The sequence below is a fragment of the Brevibacillus sp. NSP2.1 genome (assembly GCF_000470975.2).
GTDB lineage: Bacteria > Bacillota > Bacilli > Brevibacillales > Brevibacillaceae > Brevibacillus > Brevibacillus agri.
Genome location: NZ_CP048274.1, coordinates 858,245 through 873,814, shown reverse-complemented (window position 1 = coordinate 873,814; position 15,570 = coordinate 858,245). Strand labels below are relative to the sequence as shown.

Genomic DNA, 15,570 nt, shown 5'->3' with positions numbered 1-15,570 from the left:
GATTAAATGAAATTTGTCAAAAAAGCAAAGATGGCTACTTTAACAACCCTATCCATACTTGCCCTTGTCATGCCTGTTGACGGTGCTCTTGCAAAAGGTGGAAAAGACCACAAAGAAGAAACAACCACCTCGAAAAGCATCGTAAAACCTATGATGTCAGAAATATATCAGTGGTCAGCTGATTTTGAGGTACGTAGTTACTTTCAAATTAAAAAAACGCTGGTGTTAGATTATAGAGAACGTGGATTGAAAGTTGAAGCCAACGCAACTACAACAGGCTTGTGGGATTCTTACGAAGTTCATGTCGAAGAATTCGATGAAGATACAGGAGATTGGTTCGTTGTTGACACCGTAGACTTAAGCGACGGAAGAGACACCGCCTATTTTGCTGATCTTGAGCAGGCTACTAAATATCGTATAAGTATTGAAGGATCTGTTGAAGGGACCGTATGGGTATATAAATTAGTCGATTAAATTATCGACTATCGCGCTGTATCGCGACGCATTAATTAGGCTACACATTCTACTTAAAAACTTTCGTGGAAGTTGAGTTGCCGAAATCCCCCCTTCTTGCTAGCCCTGATTGCCGGGGGCTACATTATTTCACGACTATATGCGACTATGGGTACACCGATATATCGTGTTCAAATATGAAAACTTGCTATGAAGAGCTTGCCGAGAGGTTAACAATCTGCTTTAAGAAATTGCGAGTTGCCCATCGTTGACTTGAAGCGGCTCGACAGCCAGACGTTGGAAGTCTCGTACCATTACTCCTGATTTTCGCACGAAACGGTCAAGGGGCTGTCTCAAAAGTCGATGTATCGACTTAGAGATGCCCCTTTTGAATTTCAAAAACCTTGACAAACCAATGTTGCCATTTTGGTGCCTCTGGCATATTGGGACTTTTTGGACAGCCCCATCTTTTTTCCCGTGCCCTACTCATCCGCCCAATCGAAAAACCCGGACAACAAACTCTCCTGCCCGGCACTACCCATAACCTTCGCTTCCAGCCGAACTATCCGCTTTTGATACGCCTGCGCCTCGGCCTTGGAACGGTTGCGCAAGAGCGTGCCCCGCTTTTTCCACTGCTCGTAGGCTTGCCGCGTATAGCGGAGCGCCTTTTCCGCGTCGCCGAGCTGGTGCTCGCACAGCTTGGCGGCCTCGATGTAAACCTCTTCGGGGACATAGCCGGACGATGCCATGCACGACTCCCAGACATGCAAAGCCTGCCGCCAGTCCTTCTGCTTTTTGTACAGGTGGCCGATGGCAAGCCTTGCCCGATTGCTCCAGGCATGGCCGCTGTCCGCTACGAAGCGGTAGCCTGCCAGCGCTGCTTCCTGGTCGCCCAGCGCGTCGTACCATCTGGCAATTTCAAAGCGTTCCTCCGGGGAGGCGGCCACGTCGGGCTGATCCGTCAGCAGCCGGGTCATATGGATGTAGAGCGTAATGAGTGAGAGGACGTCTGTCTCGTTATGCCGCAGCACCCCTGCGATCACGTCAGGGTCCTGCGAGTGCAAAAAATCGAAGTAGCGCACAGGCGCGAGGTAGCCGGGCAAATCGTCCTCGCGGAAAACGTCCAGCTTTTCCTGTTCGATGATTCCAAGGCGGCACGATTCCAGTTCGGCCTTCCACAGTCGGCGCGCACCGTGCAACAGGTCCAGGTGACCAAAGACAGGCAAGGCCGGAACCTGGTCGCGCACCAGCGTATGCCTTGTCCGCACCTGCGGCCAGTCGAACGACTTTCCGTTGAACGTTACGAGATGCGACGATTTTTCCGCCTGCGCGAGAAACGACTGGTACAAGGTCGCTTCCGCATGGGGGGCAGGCAAAAAATGCTGGCGCACGACAACCTCTTCTCCCTCCAGGCGGCTGTAGCCCAGCAGGAAAACAGCGTTGCCCGCTCCACCGGACAGCCCGGTCGTCTCCGTGTCAAAAAACAGCAACTCTTCTGCCTTCCTGCCCGCCGCCGACAGGGGATGCTCCCTGCCGGACGCCTCCCAGATGGCAATGGCCTCGTGCAGCTGGGCAAAGCTGTAGGCGCCGTGCCGCTGGCTGACGGGATAGCGCACCTCGCGGATCATGACGTGCTCGTCGTCCCAAAAGTAGGGGGCCGCCTGCAAGGACTGCCATCTGTCCGCAAAGGGAATGGGCGGTTTTTCGGGTTCGGACGGCATAGGCGCGGGCTGTTCCGACGGCTGTCCTGCCGAATGTCCGGCCGGCTGCTCGGCCTGCTCTCCTGCCGCGGCAGGCTCGTTCGCCACCTTGCCCGCGTCCAGCGACATGTGCCCCTTCATCCGTTGCAGCTTGGATTTAAGAGACATGGACGCTTCCCCCTTGGGCGATGCGCAGCAAGGTCATCGCCAGCTCCTTGCTGCCGTCGTCGGTCGCGCCGACGCACGACGGGCAGCCTGACGTGCACGGGCAGGAGCTGATGAGCCGCTCTGCCTGGGCGAGAATCGTCTCCATTTCCTTGTACACCTGCTCCGACAGGCCGATGCCGCCCGGATAGCGGTCGTACAGGAAAATCGTCGGCTCCTGCGAGTGGACGGCCTTGCGCTGGGGAATGACGTGCAGGTCCAGCGGGTCGCACATGACAAACAGCGGGGCCACGTGCTGGAGCACATGCGCGAGGCCGACCAGGCCGCGCTCCACGTCCTCTGTGCCGATCTCCTCCAGGAGCGAATCGGAAAAGCCGATCCAGGCCGCGTTCGTGTGCAGCTCCTCCTCTGGCAAATGAATCGGGCCGGAGCCGATGTTTTCGTGCGTCTCGAACTTGATCTTTTTAAAAATCGTCGCCATCGCGTGCACGGAAACTTCCCCGTAGGCGAAAGCGCTCTGCCCGTGGCGGCGGGTCTGGTCCTGCTCCAGCACCTTGAGCTGGACGGCGAGGTTCGCATCGGTGTAATAGTCGACCTGCACTTCCCGGACGTACGCCTTCTTTTCCTCGTAGTCGAGCTTCTCGACCTGGTACTGCGTCCCTTGGTGCAAGTAAATAGCTTCCTCGTGCAACAGCGTCATCGAGCTGAAGCGGTCCATTTCCCCGATGACCCGCTCGTTGCCCCGCTCGCTGATGTCGATGATGACCACGTTTTCCTGCGAGGCCGACCGCAGGCTGATGTTGTGGGCCGGGAACGAATCGTTCATCCAGAACCATTTGCCGCGCGAATAGTGCAGCACTTGCTCCTCGGTCAAAAACTCCAAGACTTCCGTAATTTCCGCACGGCCAAACGTGTCGCCTTCGCGAAACGGCAGCTCGTACGCCGCGCATTTCAGATGGTCGACCAAAATGATGAGGTTGTCGGGGTTGATCCGCGCCGTCTCCGGACTGCGGTCAAAAAAGTACTCCGGGTGGGCGATCACGTACTGATCCAGCGGCGTCGAGCTGCCGACCATGACGACGACCGACTCGCCCTGACGGCGGCCTGCCCGGCCCGCCTGCTGCCACGTGCTGGCGACAGAGCCGGGATACCCGGTAATGACGCACGCCTGCAACTGTCCGATGTCTACGCCCAGCTCCAACGCGTTCGTGCTGACTACGCCCATGATGTCGCCGCTCCGCAAGCCGCGCTCGATCTCCCTGCGCTGGCTCGGCAAATAGCCGCCGCGATATCCTTGAATCGTCTTCGGGCCGAGCTTGCGCTTAATCAGCTCCTGCAAGTACGTCAGCAAAATTTCCACGCGGACGCGGCTTCGCGCAAACAGGATCGTCTGAATGCCGTTGGTCAAAAACTGCTCGGTAATATCTCGCGCCTCCAGCGTGGCGCTGCGCCGGATGTTAAGCTGGCGGTTGACCACAGGCGGGTTGTAGAAGACGAAGTGCTTGACGCCGGACGGCGCTCCATTGTTGTCGACCAGCTCTACCTGTTCCTCCGTCAGCGCTTCCGCCAGTTCGCGCGGGTTGGCGATCGTCGCCGAGGTGCAGATGAACTGCGGCGCGCTGCCGTAAAAGGCGCAAATCCGCTTGAGGCGGCGTATCACATTGGCGACGTGGCTGCCAAAGACGCCACGGTATGTATGCAGCTCGTCGATGACGATGTATTTCAAATGCTCGAAAAACGAAACCCATTTGGTGTGGTGCGGCAAAATGGCGGAGTGCAGCATGTCCGGGTTGGTGATGACGATATTGCCCGCCTTGCGCACCATTTGCCGGATGTTGGCCGGAGTGTCGCCATCGTACGTTTCCGATTTGATCGACAGCCCCATTTCGGTAATCAGCTCGTGCAGCTCTTCTTTCTGGTCCTGCGCCAACGCCTTGGTCGGAAACAGGTAGAGCGCGCGCGCCTGCGTATCCTCTGCCAGCGTCTGGAGAATCGGCAGATGGTAGCACATGCTTTTCCCGGAGGCAGTCGGCGTGACCGCGACGATATGCTTGCCCGCTCGCACATGGCGAAAAGACGTTTCCTGGTGCGTGTACAAAGAGGCAATTCCTCTTCGCGTCAGCGCTTCCCGGATGCGCGCATCCATCTCCTGCGGAAACGGAACCGTTTTGGCCTCGCGGGCCGGAATGACCCGCCAGTGGGCGATATTGTCGCGAAAACGCTCGTCTGTTTTCAAATGCTCCAAAATACTTGCCATGTCTTTTTTCATCTTCACCAGGCTCACCTTCTTGCCCTTATTCTACGAATGGACGTTCGGGTTGTAAACCCCTTCGGACGTTTTGGCCAAAGCGACTTTTCCCGGGAGACAGGCCAGGTGAGACGATGGCTTGACCCGTCCAAAAGAAAAAGCCGCCAGATAAGCCTGGCAGCTTCTTTTCTTGCCCCTTTATTTCTTCGCTTCGCCGAGAATTTCAAAGATCACTTCCGCATTGTGCGTATTGTCGATCAGGCCGGAAAATCTTTCTTTCCATGGACCGTACGCGTACACGTTGACGTCCTCGCCTGTGTGGCCGCCCGTTGTCCAGCCGGTGAAGGAGCGTTTGTCAAAAATCGCTTCGATTGCGTTGTCGATCTCGACTTGCTTCTTCGTTTCCGCCGCCTTTTTCACGGAAGCGATCTCCTCTGGCGTCAGTTGCAGGTCGATGTACTTTTTCAACGTTTCTTCCACGCTCGCGCCTTTGGCGATTTCCGCGGCGATGAAGTCAGGCGTGCGCTTCGCCGCCTTGATTGGCGCGACGAGGAAGTTGTACTCTTCCTTCGCCCCGACAGACAGCCCGCCTGTGGAGTGGTCCGCTGTCGCGACAACGAGCGTGTTTCCATCCTTTTTCGCGAAGTCAATGGCAGCCTTGAACGCCTTCTCGAAGTCTTCCATCTCGCTCATCGCCGCCACGATGTCGTTGTCGTGACCAGCCCAGTCGATCTGGCTGCCTTCCACCATCAAAAAGAAGCCTTCCTTGTTCTTGCTCAACCGCTCAATCGCGGCCTTTGTCATGTCTTCCAGGGACGGGGTTTTGTCCGTGCGGTCGATCATTTTGTCCATTCCGCCTGCTGCGAACAGACCGAGAATTTTGTCATTTTTGTCGCTCAGCAGTTCCTGCTTGCTCGTGACGTAGCTGTAGCCGTCTTTTTTGAATTCTTCCGTCAGATTGCGGTCCTTGCGCACGAAGTTGTTCAGGCCGCCGCCCAGCAAGACGTCGACGGAATGCTTGCCGTCAATGCGCAAGTCGTAGTAGTCGTCGGCAATCGCGTCCATGTTTTTGCGGCTCTCATCGTGCGCGCCGAACGAAGCCGGGGTCGCGTGCGTAATTTCCGAAGTAGCCACCAGGCCAGTCGATTTGCCGACTTTTTTGGCCCGCTCCAGCACTGTCTCTACCTCTGATTTGTCGTTGTCGACCGCAATCGCGTTGTTGTACGTCTTCACGCCGGAAGACATGGCGGTCGCCGCAGAGGCGGAGTCGGTGATGTTTTGCTTTTCGTCTTCGGCATAGGTCATTTGCGCCCCGACCAAATATTTGTCAAACTCGGTCGGCTCCATGACAGGAGTCGCCGGGTCGTCTTTCATGTAACGGTAAGCCGTTGTATAGGACGTGCCCATGCCGTCGCCGATCAGGAAGATGATGTTTTTGACCTGGGCGTTGCCCGCTTTATTTTCTGCCGCCTTGACCAGACCGGAATTTCCGCCAAACAGCGCCGTCGTCAGGGCCAGGGAAGAGATGACAGCTACTGGGACAAGCTTTTTCGGGAATGTGCGAAACATTTTGTACCTCCTGCAAATAGGAATGTTCATAAGCATGTCACCAATCATACTCTTCTTCTGTTGAGCTCGGACGGGCTTTGTGTAAAGAAATGTAAGCGATTGGTAAAGGCGGCGTTAACAGACGGGCTGCGCCTGGTCTTGGCGAAAACGCCGCTGTTCGTCCACGAACTCGACGCTGTACGTTTGCGCCGCGCGCGGAACATACAGCTCGATGCTGTCCGGCTGCACAAGTCTGTAGCCGCTTTTGGAATAGAGCGAGCCGGAAAACGCGTCCGACACTGCCTCCAGCCGGAAGTCTGCCTCGTTCTGCGGTTCCAGGCCCATTTGCCTTGCCAGCGCCTGGTAGGCATAAAAAGCGCCCTTCGTCGACCAGTAGTAGAGCGCCTGGTCGTCCATGAAGCCTTGTCCCGCAAAACCGGACATCGCCCGCAGGAACTGCCAGGCCACAGGCAGGCTCTCGCATTCGAAAAATACCCAGCCGATCAGTACGACCACAAGCGTGTAGATATGGCCGACAGCGGCATGCGCCTTTTGCAGCAAGCCCAGGCAGCCATTTTTCCAAGATGATGAACTGCCATCTGCGCCAAAACTCCGAAATGCTTTTGGACATGTACGGATAGCGGAAGTTTTCCATAAAGTCAAAGCCGAACATTTTCCCCAGTCCGCGCGCCATGTCCGAGTAGCCGCTGAAGTCAAAGTAAAGCTGGAAGGCAAAGGCCACGATGCCGAGCCAGGCCAGAAAAGTCGTCAGCTCGTCGGTCGGCGTCGCTTTCACGTCGGACCACAGCAGCCCGATGTTATTGGCGAGCAGCACTTTTTTCGCCAGTCCTCTGAACAACAGCGCCGCCCCTTCGCCGAATGGCCCGATTGTCGCCATGCGGGCGACGAGCTGCCTCACGATATCTCCGATTCTCTCCCTCGCTTTTTGGAAACGACTCGCAATGCAATCCTTGCCTACCTAAAGAGCGTACAGGGCCGAGATCAAGATCAGATGCAGAACGAATCGACACGGCGTAAAAAATGCATAAAAACGACCAGACAAAAAAAAGCGCAGAAACGTGTTCTGCGCTTGAATGCTATTCGTTTTTCGGAAGCTGGAAAAAAAGCTCGACGCCTTCTTCCATATTGCACACGCCGAACGGCACGTCATGCAATATTTTTTTGCAGATAGCCAGCTCGAGGCCGGTTCCTCCCGTGGAACGCTGGCGAGACGGCTCTCCGCGGTAAAAGTGGCCCTATATTTTTCTGTATTTTTCCGGATGCTCCTCGGGAATACGGGCGCCTTTGTTCTCGATGCTGACTCGTGCCATCTTGCCTTCGTCGCGGATGGAGACGACGATCGCTTCCAGCACCGCATAACCTTCGTTTTCGAAGTAATCCTTCATGATTTCCCGCAAAATCGGTTCGTCCTCGACTATCAGGATGTTTTTGTTCATGTCTGTTCTCCCCGTGTCATGTTTACCTGACATGGCTCAGTCTTTCTCTGCGATCAGCGCCGACAAGTGATGGATCAGCACGCGCTCTACCTTCGGCCCGTCCAGGCGCTTCGGCTCGAGATAGGCGTGCAGCGCAAGCCCGTCGACCAAGGCGTAAAGCCGCTCTGTCTCCAGCTCCTTGTCCGTGTTTGCAGGCAGCAGTCCGGACTGTTCGGCATAGTCCATGAGCTTTTGCAGGCCAGGGTAAATGCCGTCGTACTGCGCATCCAGACCGCCCGGCTTATGGCGGAAGTAGGCGGTAAAGGCGAACCAGACCTCCATTTCCGCCATCTTTTCCCGATTGGTAGGCACAAGTTCCAGAATCGTCTTGATAAACTTCTCTCGCGGCGGCAAATCAAGCGAAATAATCTCGCGGATGCGAGCCGTCGCCCTCTCCTTCACGAGCTTCATCGAATACGCCAGCAGCTCGTCCTGTGTGCTGAAATAATGCCGCAGCGCCCCTAGCGACAGCCCTGCCTCTGCCGCGATATTGCGAACCGTCGCTCCCTCCATTCCCCGCTCGCTGATGACCCGCCAGGTCGCTTCGGCTATTTGTTCTCTTCGTTTTTCATGATCGATTTGTTTTGGCATAGCTGTATTTTACCAAGCCCGAACGGGACGAGCAATTAAATAATACACTTGTATTAAATAAAAACAGATGATAAAATCTTTTTACAATACATCTGTATTAAAAAAGGAGAGCGTAAACGTGAACTGGATCGCGTGGATGATCGTTGCCTGTGAAATTGGTTTTTGGGTCGTGATTGCTCTGGGGTTGGCCGTGCGGTATGGCTTGGGAAAAGAGCGGCTGGGGCTTTTTATCCTGGCGCTGACTCCCCTGGTCGACCTTGTTTTGCTGGCCGTGACCAGTGTGGACTTGTACCGGGGCGCAACCGCGACCATGGCTCATGCGCTGGCTGCTGTCTATATCGGCGTGTCGATCGCTTTTGGCAAAGGCATGATTCGCTGGGCGGACGACAAGTTTTTGTACTATGTGAAAAAACAGCCACTGGCGAAAAAGCCGAAGCTGTACGGGATGGCTTACGCCAGGTCGTATGCCAAAGGCTGGTTCAAGCACGTTTTCGCCTACCTCATCGGGGCGGGACTGCTGCTCGCGATGATCTTTTTTGTCGGGGATGCCTCGCGGACCGGGGCTTTGGAGCGGGCGATGCTGCAATGGGCGGTCGTGCTCGGCATTGACCTTTTGATTACCGTCAGCTTTTTTGTCTGGCCCAGACGGAGCAAAAGCGCCAGCTCTTGACGGTATAACCGTCGACGTCCAGACAAAGCCAAAGCCAGGCTGGCACAAATACGATGATGCAGGAACAGCGAAACCAGTGTGAGCGCGGCACAGGGACGCTGTTCCTTTTTTGCATAAAAGTCAAGCCAGCGGCCATACACATGGTGAGTGGCTGCGCCAAAAGCAGACGAAACTTGTCGCAAAGACGAGGGAGGTTGGTCGGAAATGACCTCACACAAAAAGGGAGAGCGCATCCCGGAGCCGATGCGGGGAGACGGTACGGGGTGGGTCGATCTCGGGCCGCGCAACATCGAGCGGGATCGGCAAAATCCGAACATGCTCGTGCCGCCCGTCACCGATGCAGGCTTGCTGCCGAATTTGAAGTTTTCCTTCTCCGACGCCACGATGACGCTGAATCACGGCGGCTGGTCGCGCGAAGTCACCGTGCGCGAGCTGCCGGTTGCCACTACGCTCGCTGGCGTGAACATGGCTCTGACGCCAGGCGGTGTGCGCGAGCTGCACTGGCATCCGAACAACGACGAGTGGCAATACTACATTTCCGGCCAGGCTCGCATGACCGTTTTTGCCGGAAATGGAACAGCCCGCACGTTTGACTACCGGGCGGGCGATGTCGGCTATGTGCCCTTTGCGACAGGGCATTACTTTCAAAATACGGGAAACGAGACAGTCTGGTTTTTGGAAATGTTCAAAAGCGACCGCTTCGTCGACGTCTCGCTCAACCAGTGGATGGCGCTCACGCCGCACGAGTTGGTCGCTTCCAATCTGAACGTAGGCCCGGAGTTGCTGGACGCCTTGCGCAAGCAAAAATGGCCCGTCGTCAAATACCCGGGGTACGGCTACGATCCGGACAGGGGGTGAGCCTCGCTTTAGACGGCCGGATTCGGCCGGATGTCCGGCCCGCTCACATATTCAGTACGCCCATGGATTGGATATGCTGCTTCGTCTCCTCTGTTCCGCATTCGTAAATGGCGCTGTATATTTGCTTCAGGCAGTTGTCGTATTGATCGTTTTCCTCGTCAAAATGATAAGGAATCGCGACGACATGCCCGCGCAAAAAGGTGCCAAACTCATACTCGGTCCTTTCCTCAAACAAGCTTTTCAGCGCGTGAACCTGGCGATCCGTCGCTTCAATCTCGAACTCGTACCCGGAGTCGCCCTGATTTTCCATGATCGTCCCTGCCTGAACAGATACGTAATACCTTTTTTTGTCCATTGTGTTACTCTCGCCTCCCCAACGCTAATATACGAGTACGGAGATCAGCAATATCGCGAGCAGCACCGCAAACGCCCCCAAGTAAAACAGCATCCCCACATTCCCGAGAACTTTGTGCTTGACGGTCGTCTGACTGATGTTGTTGTCCACTTCCTTCGTCTCCTGGCGTTTGGCGTAGCGGATGGTCAAAAACAGCCCTACCAAAAAAATCAGGCCAAAAATCGCATAGTAAATGCCTGGATAGTGGAGCATTTCCCTTCCCCGCTTCCTCTTCTGATGATTGTTTATAGTTTGCGAGAGTCCGGGTTTTTTATGCATGCGGGCGGGAAATGCCGTCTCAGTCTTACCGCATGAGCTGCTGCACGCCTTTTATCAGGCGCCAAATTTCCTCTTCTGTGTTGTACGGAGCGATTCCGGCGCGAATCCAGCCGCCGCTGTGCGCAATTCCGGCCAACTCCGCCAGGCGGGAGGCGTAAAAATCGCCGCTCGCGATAAAGACGCTGTGCTGCTCGGCCATTTGCAGGCATGCTTCTTCCGGCGCGAGCTTGTCCAGACGAAAGGCGACAGTCGGCGTTTTCGCCACGCCAGCGGCTGCCTGATAGAGCGTTACGCCTGCGATTTGTCGCAGCTCGTTGCGCATCAGCTCAGCCAGACGGTTTTCGTACTGCTCCAGGTTGGCAAAAGCGGAAACGAGCCGCTCGCGGCGATTGCTCCCTGTCCCGAGCGAGGCGATAAAGTCGATGGCGGGCGCGATTCCTGCAATGCCTTCATGGTTTTGCGTCCCCGTTTCCAGCTTGTCCGGGATATAAGTTGGGGCTTTGGCCTCCTTCTCATTGCGTTTTTCCTCTGTTTTCGTCTGCGTGAGGCCGTCACTTGCGGCTTAGCTTTTGCAAGCGTCTGTACAGCGTAGCGACGCTGATGCCCAAAAACTCGGCGGCCTTGCGCTTGCCCTCGGTGCTTTTTCCGAAACGCTGCACCGCCTGCAAAATGAGCTGTTCCTCGGTTTTTTCCAGGGAAAGCTCTGCCGCCTGTGGCGCCGGAGTGGCAGAAGCAAGCGGTGCAGATGGCGTTGCCTGGCTCTGCGACTGTGTAGCCAGCCCTTCCTCGCTCGTCCGGCTTCCGCGAATGATCGCAGGCAGGCTGCTGATCGTCACGAGGTCGCCAATCTCCAGATTCACGATGTACTCCAGCGTGTTTTCCAGCTCGCGTATATTGCCAGGCCAATGGTAGTCGATCAGGCATTTCAGCGCCTGCGCCGAAAAGAGCTTCGGCTCTTTGCCGAGCTTGTCCGCGAACAGCTTCAAATAGTAGTGGATCAGGTCGTACAAGTCTTCTTTGCGCTCGCGCAATGGCGGGACGTACAGCGGAATGACGTGCAGCCGATAGTACAAATCTTCGCGAAACTGGCCGCTGACGATCATCGCGTCGAGGTCCTTGTGCGTCGCGGCAATCAGCCGGACATCGACCGGGATGCTTTCCGAGCCGCCCACCCGCTCGATGCGCCGCTCCTGCAGGACGCGGAGCAATTTGGCTTGCAAAAACGGCGGCATGTCGCCAATCTCATCGAGAAACAGCGTGCCGTTCAAGGCCAGCTCGAACCGCCCTGCCTTGCCGCCTTTTTTCGCCCCCGTAAACGCCCCTTCCTCGTAGCCAAACAGCTCGCTTTCCAGCAACGCCTCCGGTATCGCTGCGCAGTTGATCGCGACAAACGGCCCGTCGCTGCGCGAGCTGGCCTGGTGGATCGACTGGGCGAGCACTTCCTTTCCGGTGCCGCTCTCCCCGCGAATGAGCACGGTCGAGTCGCTTTTCGCGATTTTTCTGGCCGAGTCTTTCAAGGCGATAATCGCCTCGCTGTTCCCGCGAATGTCCGCAAACGTATAGCGCGTGACGTATTTGCGGTTTTTTTCCTGCTCCGTCTCCATCTGCTGCCGCGTGAACTGCAAGATCGCGCCCTCCGGCTTTTGGTCGATGTACAGCGGGTGCAGCCGACAAAGACACGGAAGGCGTTTGCCGCTCCCGTCCACGATCTCGACCGGAAAATCGCGCAGCGGCTTGCCTTTTTTGACGAACCCGAGCAGCTTGGACGTAGCGACGAACGCCTGCAAGCTTTTCGTCAGGAGAACAGCCAAAGAACGCTGCCAGACGTGCTCAGCCGCCTGATTGGCGTGGATGACATGCCCCGTCGCATCGACGACGAGAATCGGCACAGTGATGAGCGACAGCAGCCCTTCTACCTCTTGCAAAAGCAGTTTTCTCTCTTTGCTCTCCTGTTCTGTCATGGCTATGTTCCCCGTTCTTGCTAATTTTCAGATTTATTATACAGAATAGCTTATACCGTTCGCTCGTACCAGTGGAAGTGTGAGACAACAAGCATGGTGCAGGTCGTCATCGCCGCGCTGCTTGTATTTTTCATTTCCATTTTCCGCTTATTTCATTTTTTTCGGAACTGGAAAAGCACCGCCACTAGGCGGTGCTTTCCCATTATTCCATCCGAAAAACCGGGCCTCTCGGCACAAACGGCAAATGTTTTCCTTTTGGCAGCATGAAAGCATGGCTGCGCGTGATGCGGAGCCGATCGCACTCCCCGTCCGTGATGACGAGGATCGGGCCGTCCTTCGGGAAATCGGCGGCCTTCTCCAACAGGTCGATGCCTGGCTGCAAAACGGTTCCGCCGCGCCCTTTGACGCTGACGCGCTCCGCGATATCGTCCGGGGAGAGGTAGCCGGCATCGTAAGCCTGCGCGTCGCAGAACACAACCCGCGCATACGGGACGTCGCGAGCCTCGCTGTAGCTCGCAATCGCTCCCAGCGCCTTGCCGAGCAGCTTGCTGTCCATCGAGCCGGACGTGTCAATGACGACGCCGAACGTGCGCGCGAGCTGGTCCGTCTCCAGATGCGCCCAGGCAGGACGGGCGATGTCCGGCGTCGACGATTGCCTGCGGCTGGCGCGGGCGTACGTGCGTCTTTTTTCCAGCGGCGGAAAATGCTCGTCGAACCAGCGCGCGAGCTGCACATCCCACGGGATCGGCGGCTGGCCGAGGGCGCGAATTTCTTCCACCAAGCCGGCCGGCAAAAGCCCGCGGCCCCGCTCCTGGTGATAGATCAAGCCTTGCGACATCGCGCTGCGGTAAAAGTCGTCCAGCGTCGTCCCCGGTCCCTTTTCCCAAAAGCGCGGGTCGTCCCCGTCCAACATATCGCCCATGCCGATTCCTCTGAGCGTGTACAGCTTGCGGTACGTCCGCATATCGGTCACGATCCGGTCGTAGATGGCCTCTGCCGACAAACCCTTCAAATCGGGATCGTACAGACCGCCAATCTGCGGAAAGCGCCCGACGCCAAGCTCCATCAGCCATTGATTGATGACGTAGTCGCAGCTCACGTTCCAGTAATACGGGTCCCGTCCCTGGCAGCGCTCATGGTGCCGCAAGCCCGCATGCAGCAGCTCGTGGGCCATCACGAACTTGCATTCCTCTTCGTCCAGCCCTGCCGCCGGGTTGATAAAAATCTCCTGCGAGGTCACATCAATGGCGGCCACCGATATTTGCAGCCGCTGGCAAATGAGCGAATCCTCAATGATCGTGAAGTGGCTGGCGAGGGAAGCGAGCAGCGGGTAGTGATTGATGAACCAGCGCTTCGCCTTTTGCGCGTCCGACAGCTTGCTTTCCTCATTCCCCAGCGCATCCGCATACCCGCCCGCCACGCTGACCGCGCTCTGCACGGCCTGCGACAGCCCGATGCCCAGGAGCCGTTCCCAGTTCACGTCCCGCTTGTAGCTGTAGCGGACGTATTTGTCGGAAAACAACATATCCGGCTGTCTTTCTCCGCCTGTTCCAAACAGCTTCATCTGCTCGGGCACGCCGTGCTCGACAAACCACTTGTACAGCTCCTCTTCGCTTTTTCCCGCCAGTTCTAGCGCGTACGCCATCTCAGCGGGAGGCTTGCCCAGCTTCATGTCCTTCAAAAAGCGGGTGACGTAGCAGTCGCAGGCGATATTCCACAGCGCGGGCTGCTCTTTTTCCACAAAGTGCCCAAACCCTAGGTGCAGCAAGGCATGTGCGAGAACGTAAATCCATTCCTCCACCGCTCCCCTGCGCTTGGGGTGTACGTGAATGCTTCCGCTCGCGGTCACGACGGCCCAGCCGTTCTCCGGGCACAAGTTGTTTTCCGCGCGAAAAAAATGGGCACGGGAGCAAAGCGGCCCAAACATCGGGTGATGCGCCAAAAACTGCACTGCCTGCTGGTAGTTTTGCGTCGCCGGGTCGCTCTGCCCTCTCTGTCCTTTGGCCATCGGCTACTTGCCCTTTCTGTCCATCGCCAGCCGCGGCAAGTCGCGAATGACCTCGACGACAAACCAGTCCGGCAAGCCGTCCCCGTCCTCGTGCCGGGCGACGACCATCTGCGCCATTTCCAGCGAGATCGCAGACAAGTCTTTGAGCAGAGCCTTGGCCCGATGCGCAAACCGCTTGTGCCCATCGCTCACGGAAGCTTTGTCTGGCGGCAGCTCCTTTTTGATCTGGGCGCGGAACGAATCGGCGAGGAAATACAGCACGTCCCGGTCCTCCGGCGCACTCGGGAACGACGCCTCGCCCTCCAGAATGCGGTTGAGCTGGTACTTGCCCTGAAGGTTTTTGTGAAAAGCCTTGAACTGTGCGGCATGCTGCGGCGTCAGGCAGCCATAGGCGAGCACCCCGACGATCTCGCTGGTCAGCCCTTCGCCAAATTCGTGCAGCGCATCCGAGAGCATATGCCAGGAGCGCGGCGTGGAAAACGGCTCCTCCGTCTTGGGCGGCTGCGACCACAAATAGTCGGGACGCACCTGCAAAAATTGCAGCACGTACGGATGAATCCCTTTGGCGTACGCCCAACTCAGCCACTGCTCATGGGAGACGAGAAGCTGCACATGGAACATCCGGTTGATGAGCGCGGACGACATCGGCTTGACAATCGCGCTGTCCTGGGCGCGGTTCCCCGCCCCGATCACAATCGAGCCTTCCGGCAAGTGGTAATCCCCGATTCTGCGCTCGTGAATCAGACTGTAAAACGCTTTTTGCACCTCTTGCGAACACGCATTCAGCTCGTCGAGAAACAGGCAGTACGGCTCTTCCCGCGCGATTTGCGCCGGCGGGCAAAACCTGCTTTTTCCCTCCACGATCTGCGGAACGCCGATAATATCCTCCGGCGCCAACTGACTCCCCAAAAGGGAGACGCACGGCAAGCCTACCTGCTGGGCGAAAGCTTCGACAAGGGCAGATTTCCCGATCCCCGGCGCTCCCCAAATAAAGACGGGACGCACCACGGCTACGTTGAGCAGCACGTCCATTAGCTGATGTTGTGTTACGTTAATGGCTAAATTCATGTAAGTACCTCTCTTGTTTGTGTAATCGTAGCGGCAATCGACCTCTTTTCCTCGTTTTTTTCCATTGACTATAAGCGACCGTCACACCACAAAGATTTCCTAATTTTACAAGATATTTGAACAGCGGGCAA

At 56.7% G+C, this 15,570-nt stretch carries 14 protein-coding genes and 1 pseudogene; 3 read left to right on the top strand and 12 right to left on the bottom strand.

Annotation, left to right across the window (positions count from 1 at the left end; genetic code table 11):
- Nucleotides 1-6 precede the first annotated feature (6 nt).
- Nucleotides 7-474 carry a hypothetical protein gene (locus M655_RS04280; protein WP_005829507.1) on the top strand — a complete coding sequence of 156 codons (468 nt, stop codon included), beginning with the start codon at nucleotides 7-9 and terminating at the stop codon, nucleotides 472-474.
- Nucleotides 475-935: 461 nt separating this feature from the next.
- On the opposite strand, the gene M655_RS04275 is transcribed toward M655_RS04280, so the two are convergent.
- From M655_RS04275 to M655_RS04250, 6 genes and pseudogenes are all read right to left on the bottom strand, one after another.
- The gene (locus M655_RS04275; RefSeq protein ID WP_005829505.1) at nucleotides 936-2,321 is read right to left on the bottom strand and encodes a ribonuclease H-like domain-containing protein; all 1,386 of its coding nucleotides are present in this window, start codon (nucleotides 2,319-2,321) and stop codon (nucleotides 936-938) included.
- On the bottom strand, nucleotides 2,311-4,593 hold the full coding sequence (locus M655_RS04270; protein ID WP_026558026.1) for a DEAD/DEAH box helicase: 2,283 nt from the start codon (nucleotides 4,591-4,593) through the stop codon (nucleotides 2,311-2,313). Before M655_RS04270 ends, M655_RS04275 begins: the two co-directional genes overlap by 11 nt.
- Nucleotides 4,594-4,764: 171 nt before the next feature.
- Entirely contained in the window at nucleotides 4,765-6,135 is a 1,371-nt protein-coding gene (locus tag M655_RS04265; protein WP_026558027.1) for an alkaline phosphatase, read from the bottom strand.
- 114 nt (nucleotides 6,136-6,249) lie between these two features.
- Nucleotides 6,250-6,675 (bottom strand): hypothetical protein, encoded by a 426-nt coding sequence (locus M655_RS04260; protein ID WP_026558028.1) that lies wholly within the window; start codon nucleotides 6,673-6,675, stop codon nucleotides 6,250-6,252.
- An 800-nt stretch (nucleotides 6,676-7,475) separates the two neighbouring features.
- A pseudogene (locus M655_RS28255) lies at nucleotides 7,476-7,571 on the bottom strand (two component transcriptional regulator); the annotation flags it as partial.
- A gap of 36 nt (nucleotides 7,572-7,607) precedes the next feature.
- The gene (locus M655_RS04250; protein ID WP_005829495.1) at nucleotides 7,608-8,201 is read right to left on the bottom strand and encodes a TetR/AcrR family transcriptional regulator; all 594 of its coding nucleotides are present in this window, start codon (nucleotides 8,199-8,201) and stop codon (nucleotides 7,608-7,610) included.
- A gap of 118 nt (nucleotides 8,202-8,319) precedes the next feature.
- Here M655_RS04250 and M655_RS04245 point away from each other — a divergent pair, with 118 nt between their 5' ends.
- Both M655_RS04245 and M655_RS04240 read left to right on the top strand, forming a co-directional pair.
- A complete protein-coding gene (locus tag M655_RS04245; protein WP_026558030.1) occupies nucleotides 8,320-8,871 on the top strand; it encodes a hypothetical protein in 552 nt (183 codons plus the stop codon).
- A gap of 204 nt (nucleotides 8,872-9,075) precedes the next feature.
- A complete protein-coding gene (locus tag M655_RS04240; protein WP_005829492.1) occupies nucleotides 9,076-9,729 on the top strand; it encodes a cupin domain-containing protein in 654 nt (217 codons plus the stop codon).
- Between the two features lie 43 nt (nucleotides 9,730-9,772).
- Here M655_RS04240 and M655_RS04235 read toward each other — a convergent pair whose 3' ends face one another.
- The 6 genes from M655_RS04235 to M655_RS04210 form a co-directional block, all read right to left on the bottom strand.
- Entirely contained in the window at nucleotides 9,773-10,084 is a 312-nt protein-coding gene (locus tag M655_RS04235; protein WP_005829490.1) for a hypothetical protein, read from the bottom strand.
- A 24-nt stretch (nucleotides 10,085-10,108) separates the two neighbouring features.
- The gene (locus tag M655_RS04230; RefSeq protein ID WP_005829489.1) at nucleotides 10,109-10,336 is read right to left on the bottom strand and encodes a hypothetical protein; all 228 of its coding nucleotides are present in this window, start codon (nucleotides 10,334-10,336) and stop codon (nucleotides 10,109-10,111) included.
- A gap of 91 nt (nucleotides 10,337-10,427) precedes the next feature.
- A complete protein-coding gene (locus M655_RS04225; protein WP_235694649.1) occupies nucleotides 10,428-10,838 on the bottom strand; it encodes an aminotransferase class V-fold PLP-dependent enzyme in 411 nt (136 codons plus the stop codon).
- A 115-nt stretch (nucleotides 10,839-10,953) separates the two neighbouring features.
- Nucleotides 10,954-12,363 (bottom strand): sigma-54 interaction domain-containing protein, encoded by a 1,410-nt coding sequence (locus tag M655_RS04220; RefSeq protein WP_005829486.1) that lies wholly within the window; start codon nucleotides 12,361-12,363, stop codon nucleotides 10,954-10,956.
- Nucleotides 12,364-12,565: 202 nt separating this feature from the next.
- On the bottom strand, nucleotides 12,566-14,371 hold the full coding sequence (locus M655_RS04215) for a vWA domain-containing protein (protein ID WP_005829484.1): 1,806 nt from the start codon (nucleotides 14,369-14,371) through the stop codon (nucleotides 12,566-12,568).
- A gap of 3 nt (nucleotides 14,372-14,374) precedes the next feature.
- Nucleotides 14,375-15,439, bottom strand: coding sequence for an AAA family ATPase (locus M655_RS04210; RefSeq protein ID WP_026558031.1), 1,065 nt, complete (start codon nucleotides 15,437-15,439; stop codon nucleotides 14,375-14,377).
- Nucleotides 15,440-15,570: the final 131 nt, after the last annotated feature.

What these genes read in the sequence shown, in the direction of transcription:
- M655_RS04280 (WP_005829507.1), top strand. Translation starts at nt 7, where the DNA reads ATGAAATTTGTCAAAAAAGCAAAGATGGCTACTTTAACAACCCTATCC.
- M655_RS04275 (WP_005829505.1), bottom strand. Translation starts at nt 2,321, where the DNA reads ATGTCTCTTAAATCCAAGCTGCAACGGATGAAGGGGCACATGTCGCTG.
- M655_RS04265 (WP_026558027.1), bottom strand. Translation starts at nt 6,135, where the DNA reads ATGTTTCGCACATTCCCGAAAAAGCTTGTCCCAGTAGCTGTCATCTCT.
- M655_RS04250 (WP_005829495.1), bottom strand. Translation starts at nt 8,201, where the DNA reads ATGCCAAAACAAATCGATCATGAAAAACGAAGAGAACAAATAGCCGAA.
- M655_RS04240 (WP_005829492.1), top strand. Translation starts at nt 9,076, where the DNA reads ATGACCTCACACAAAAAGGGAGAGCGCATCCCGGAGCCGATGCGGGGA.
- M655_RS04235 (WP_005829490.1), bottom strand. Translation starts at nt 10,084, where the DNA reads ATGGACAAAAAAAGGTATTACGTATCTGTTCAGGCAGGGACGATCATG.
- M655_RS04230 (WP_005829489.1), bottom strand. Translation starts at nt 10,336, where the DNA reads ATGCTCCACTATCCAGGCATTTACTATGCGATTTTTGGCCTGATTTTT.
- M655_RS04220 (WP_005829486.1), bottom strand. Translation starts at nt 12,363, where the DNA reads ATGACAGAACAGGAGAGCAAAGAGAGAAAACTGCTTTTGCAAGAGGTA.
- M655_RS04215 (WP_005829484.1), bottom strand. Translation starts at nt 14,371, where the DNA reads ATGGCCAAAGGACAGAGAGGGCAGAGCGACCCGGCGACGCAAAACTAC.
- M655_RS04210 (WP_026558031.1), bottom strand. Translation starts at nt 15,439, where the DNA reads ATGAATTTAGCCATTAACGTAACACAACATCAGCTAATGGACGTGCTG.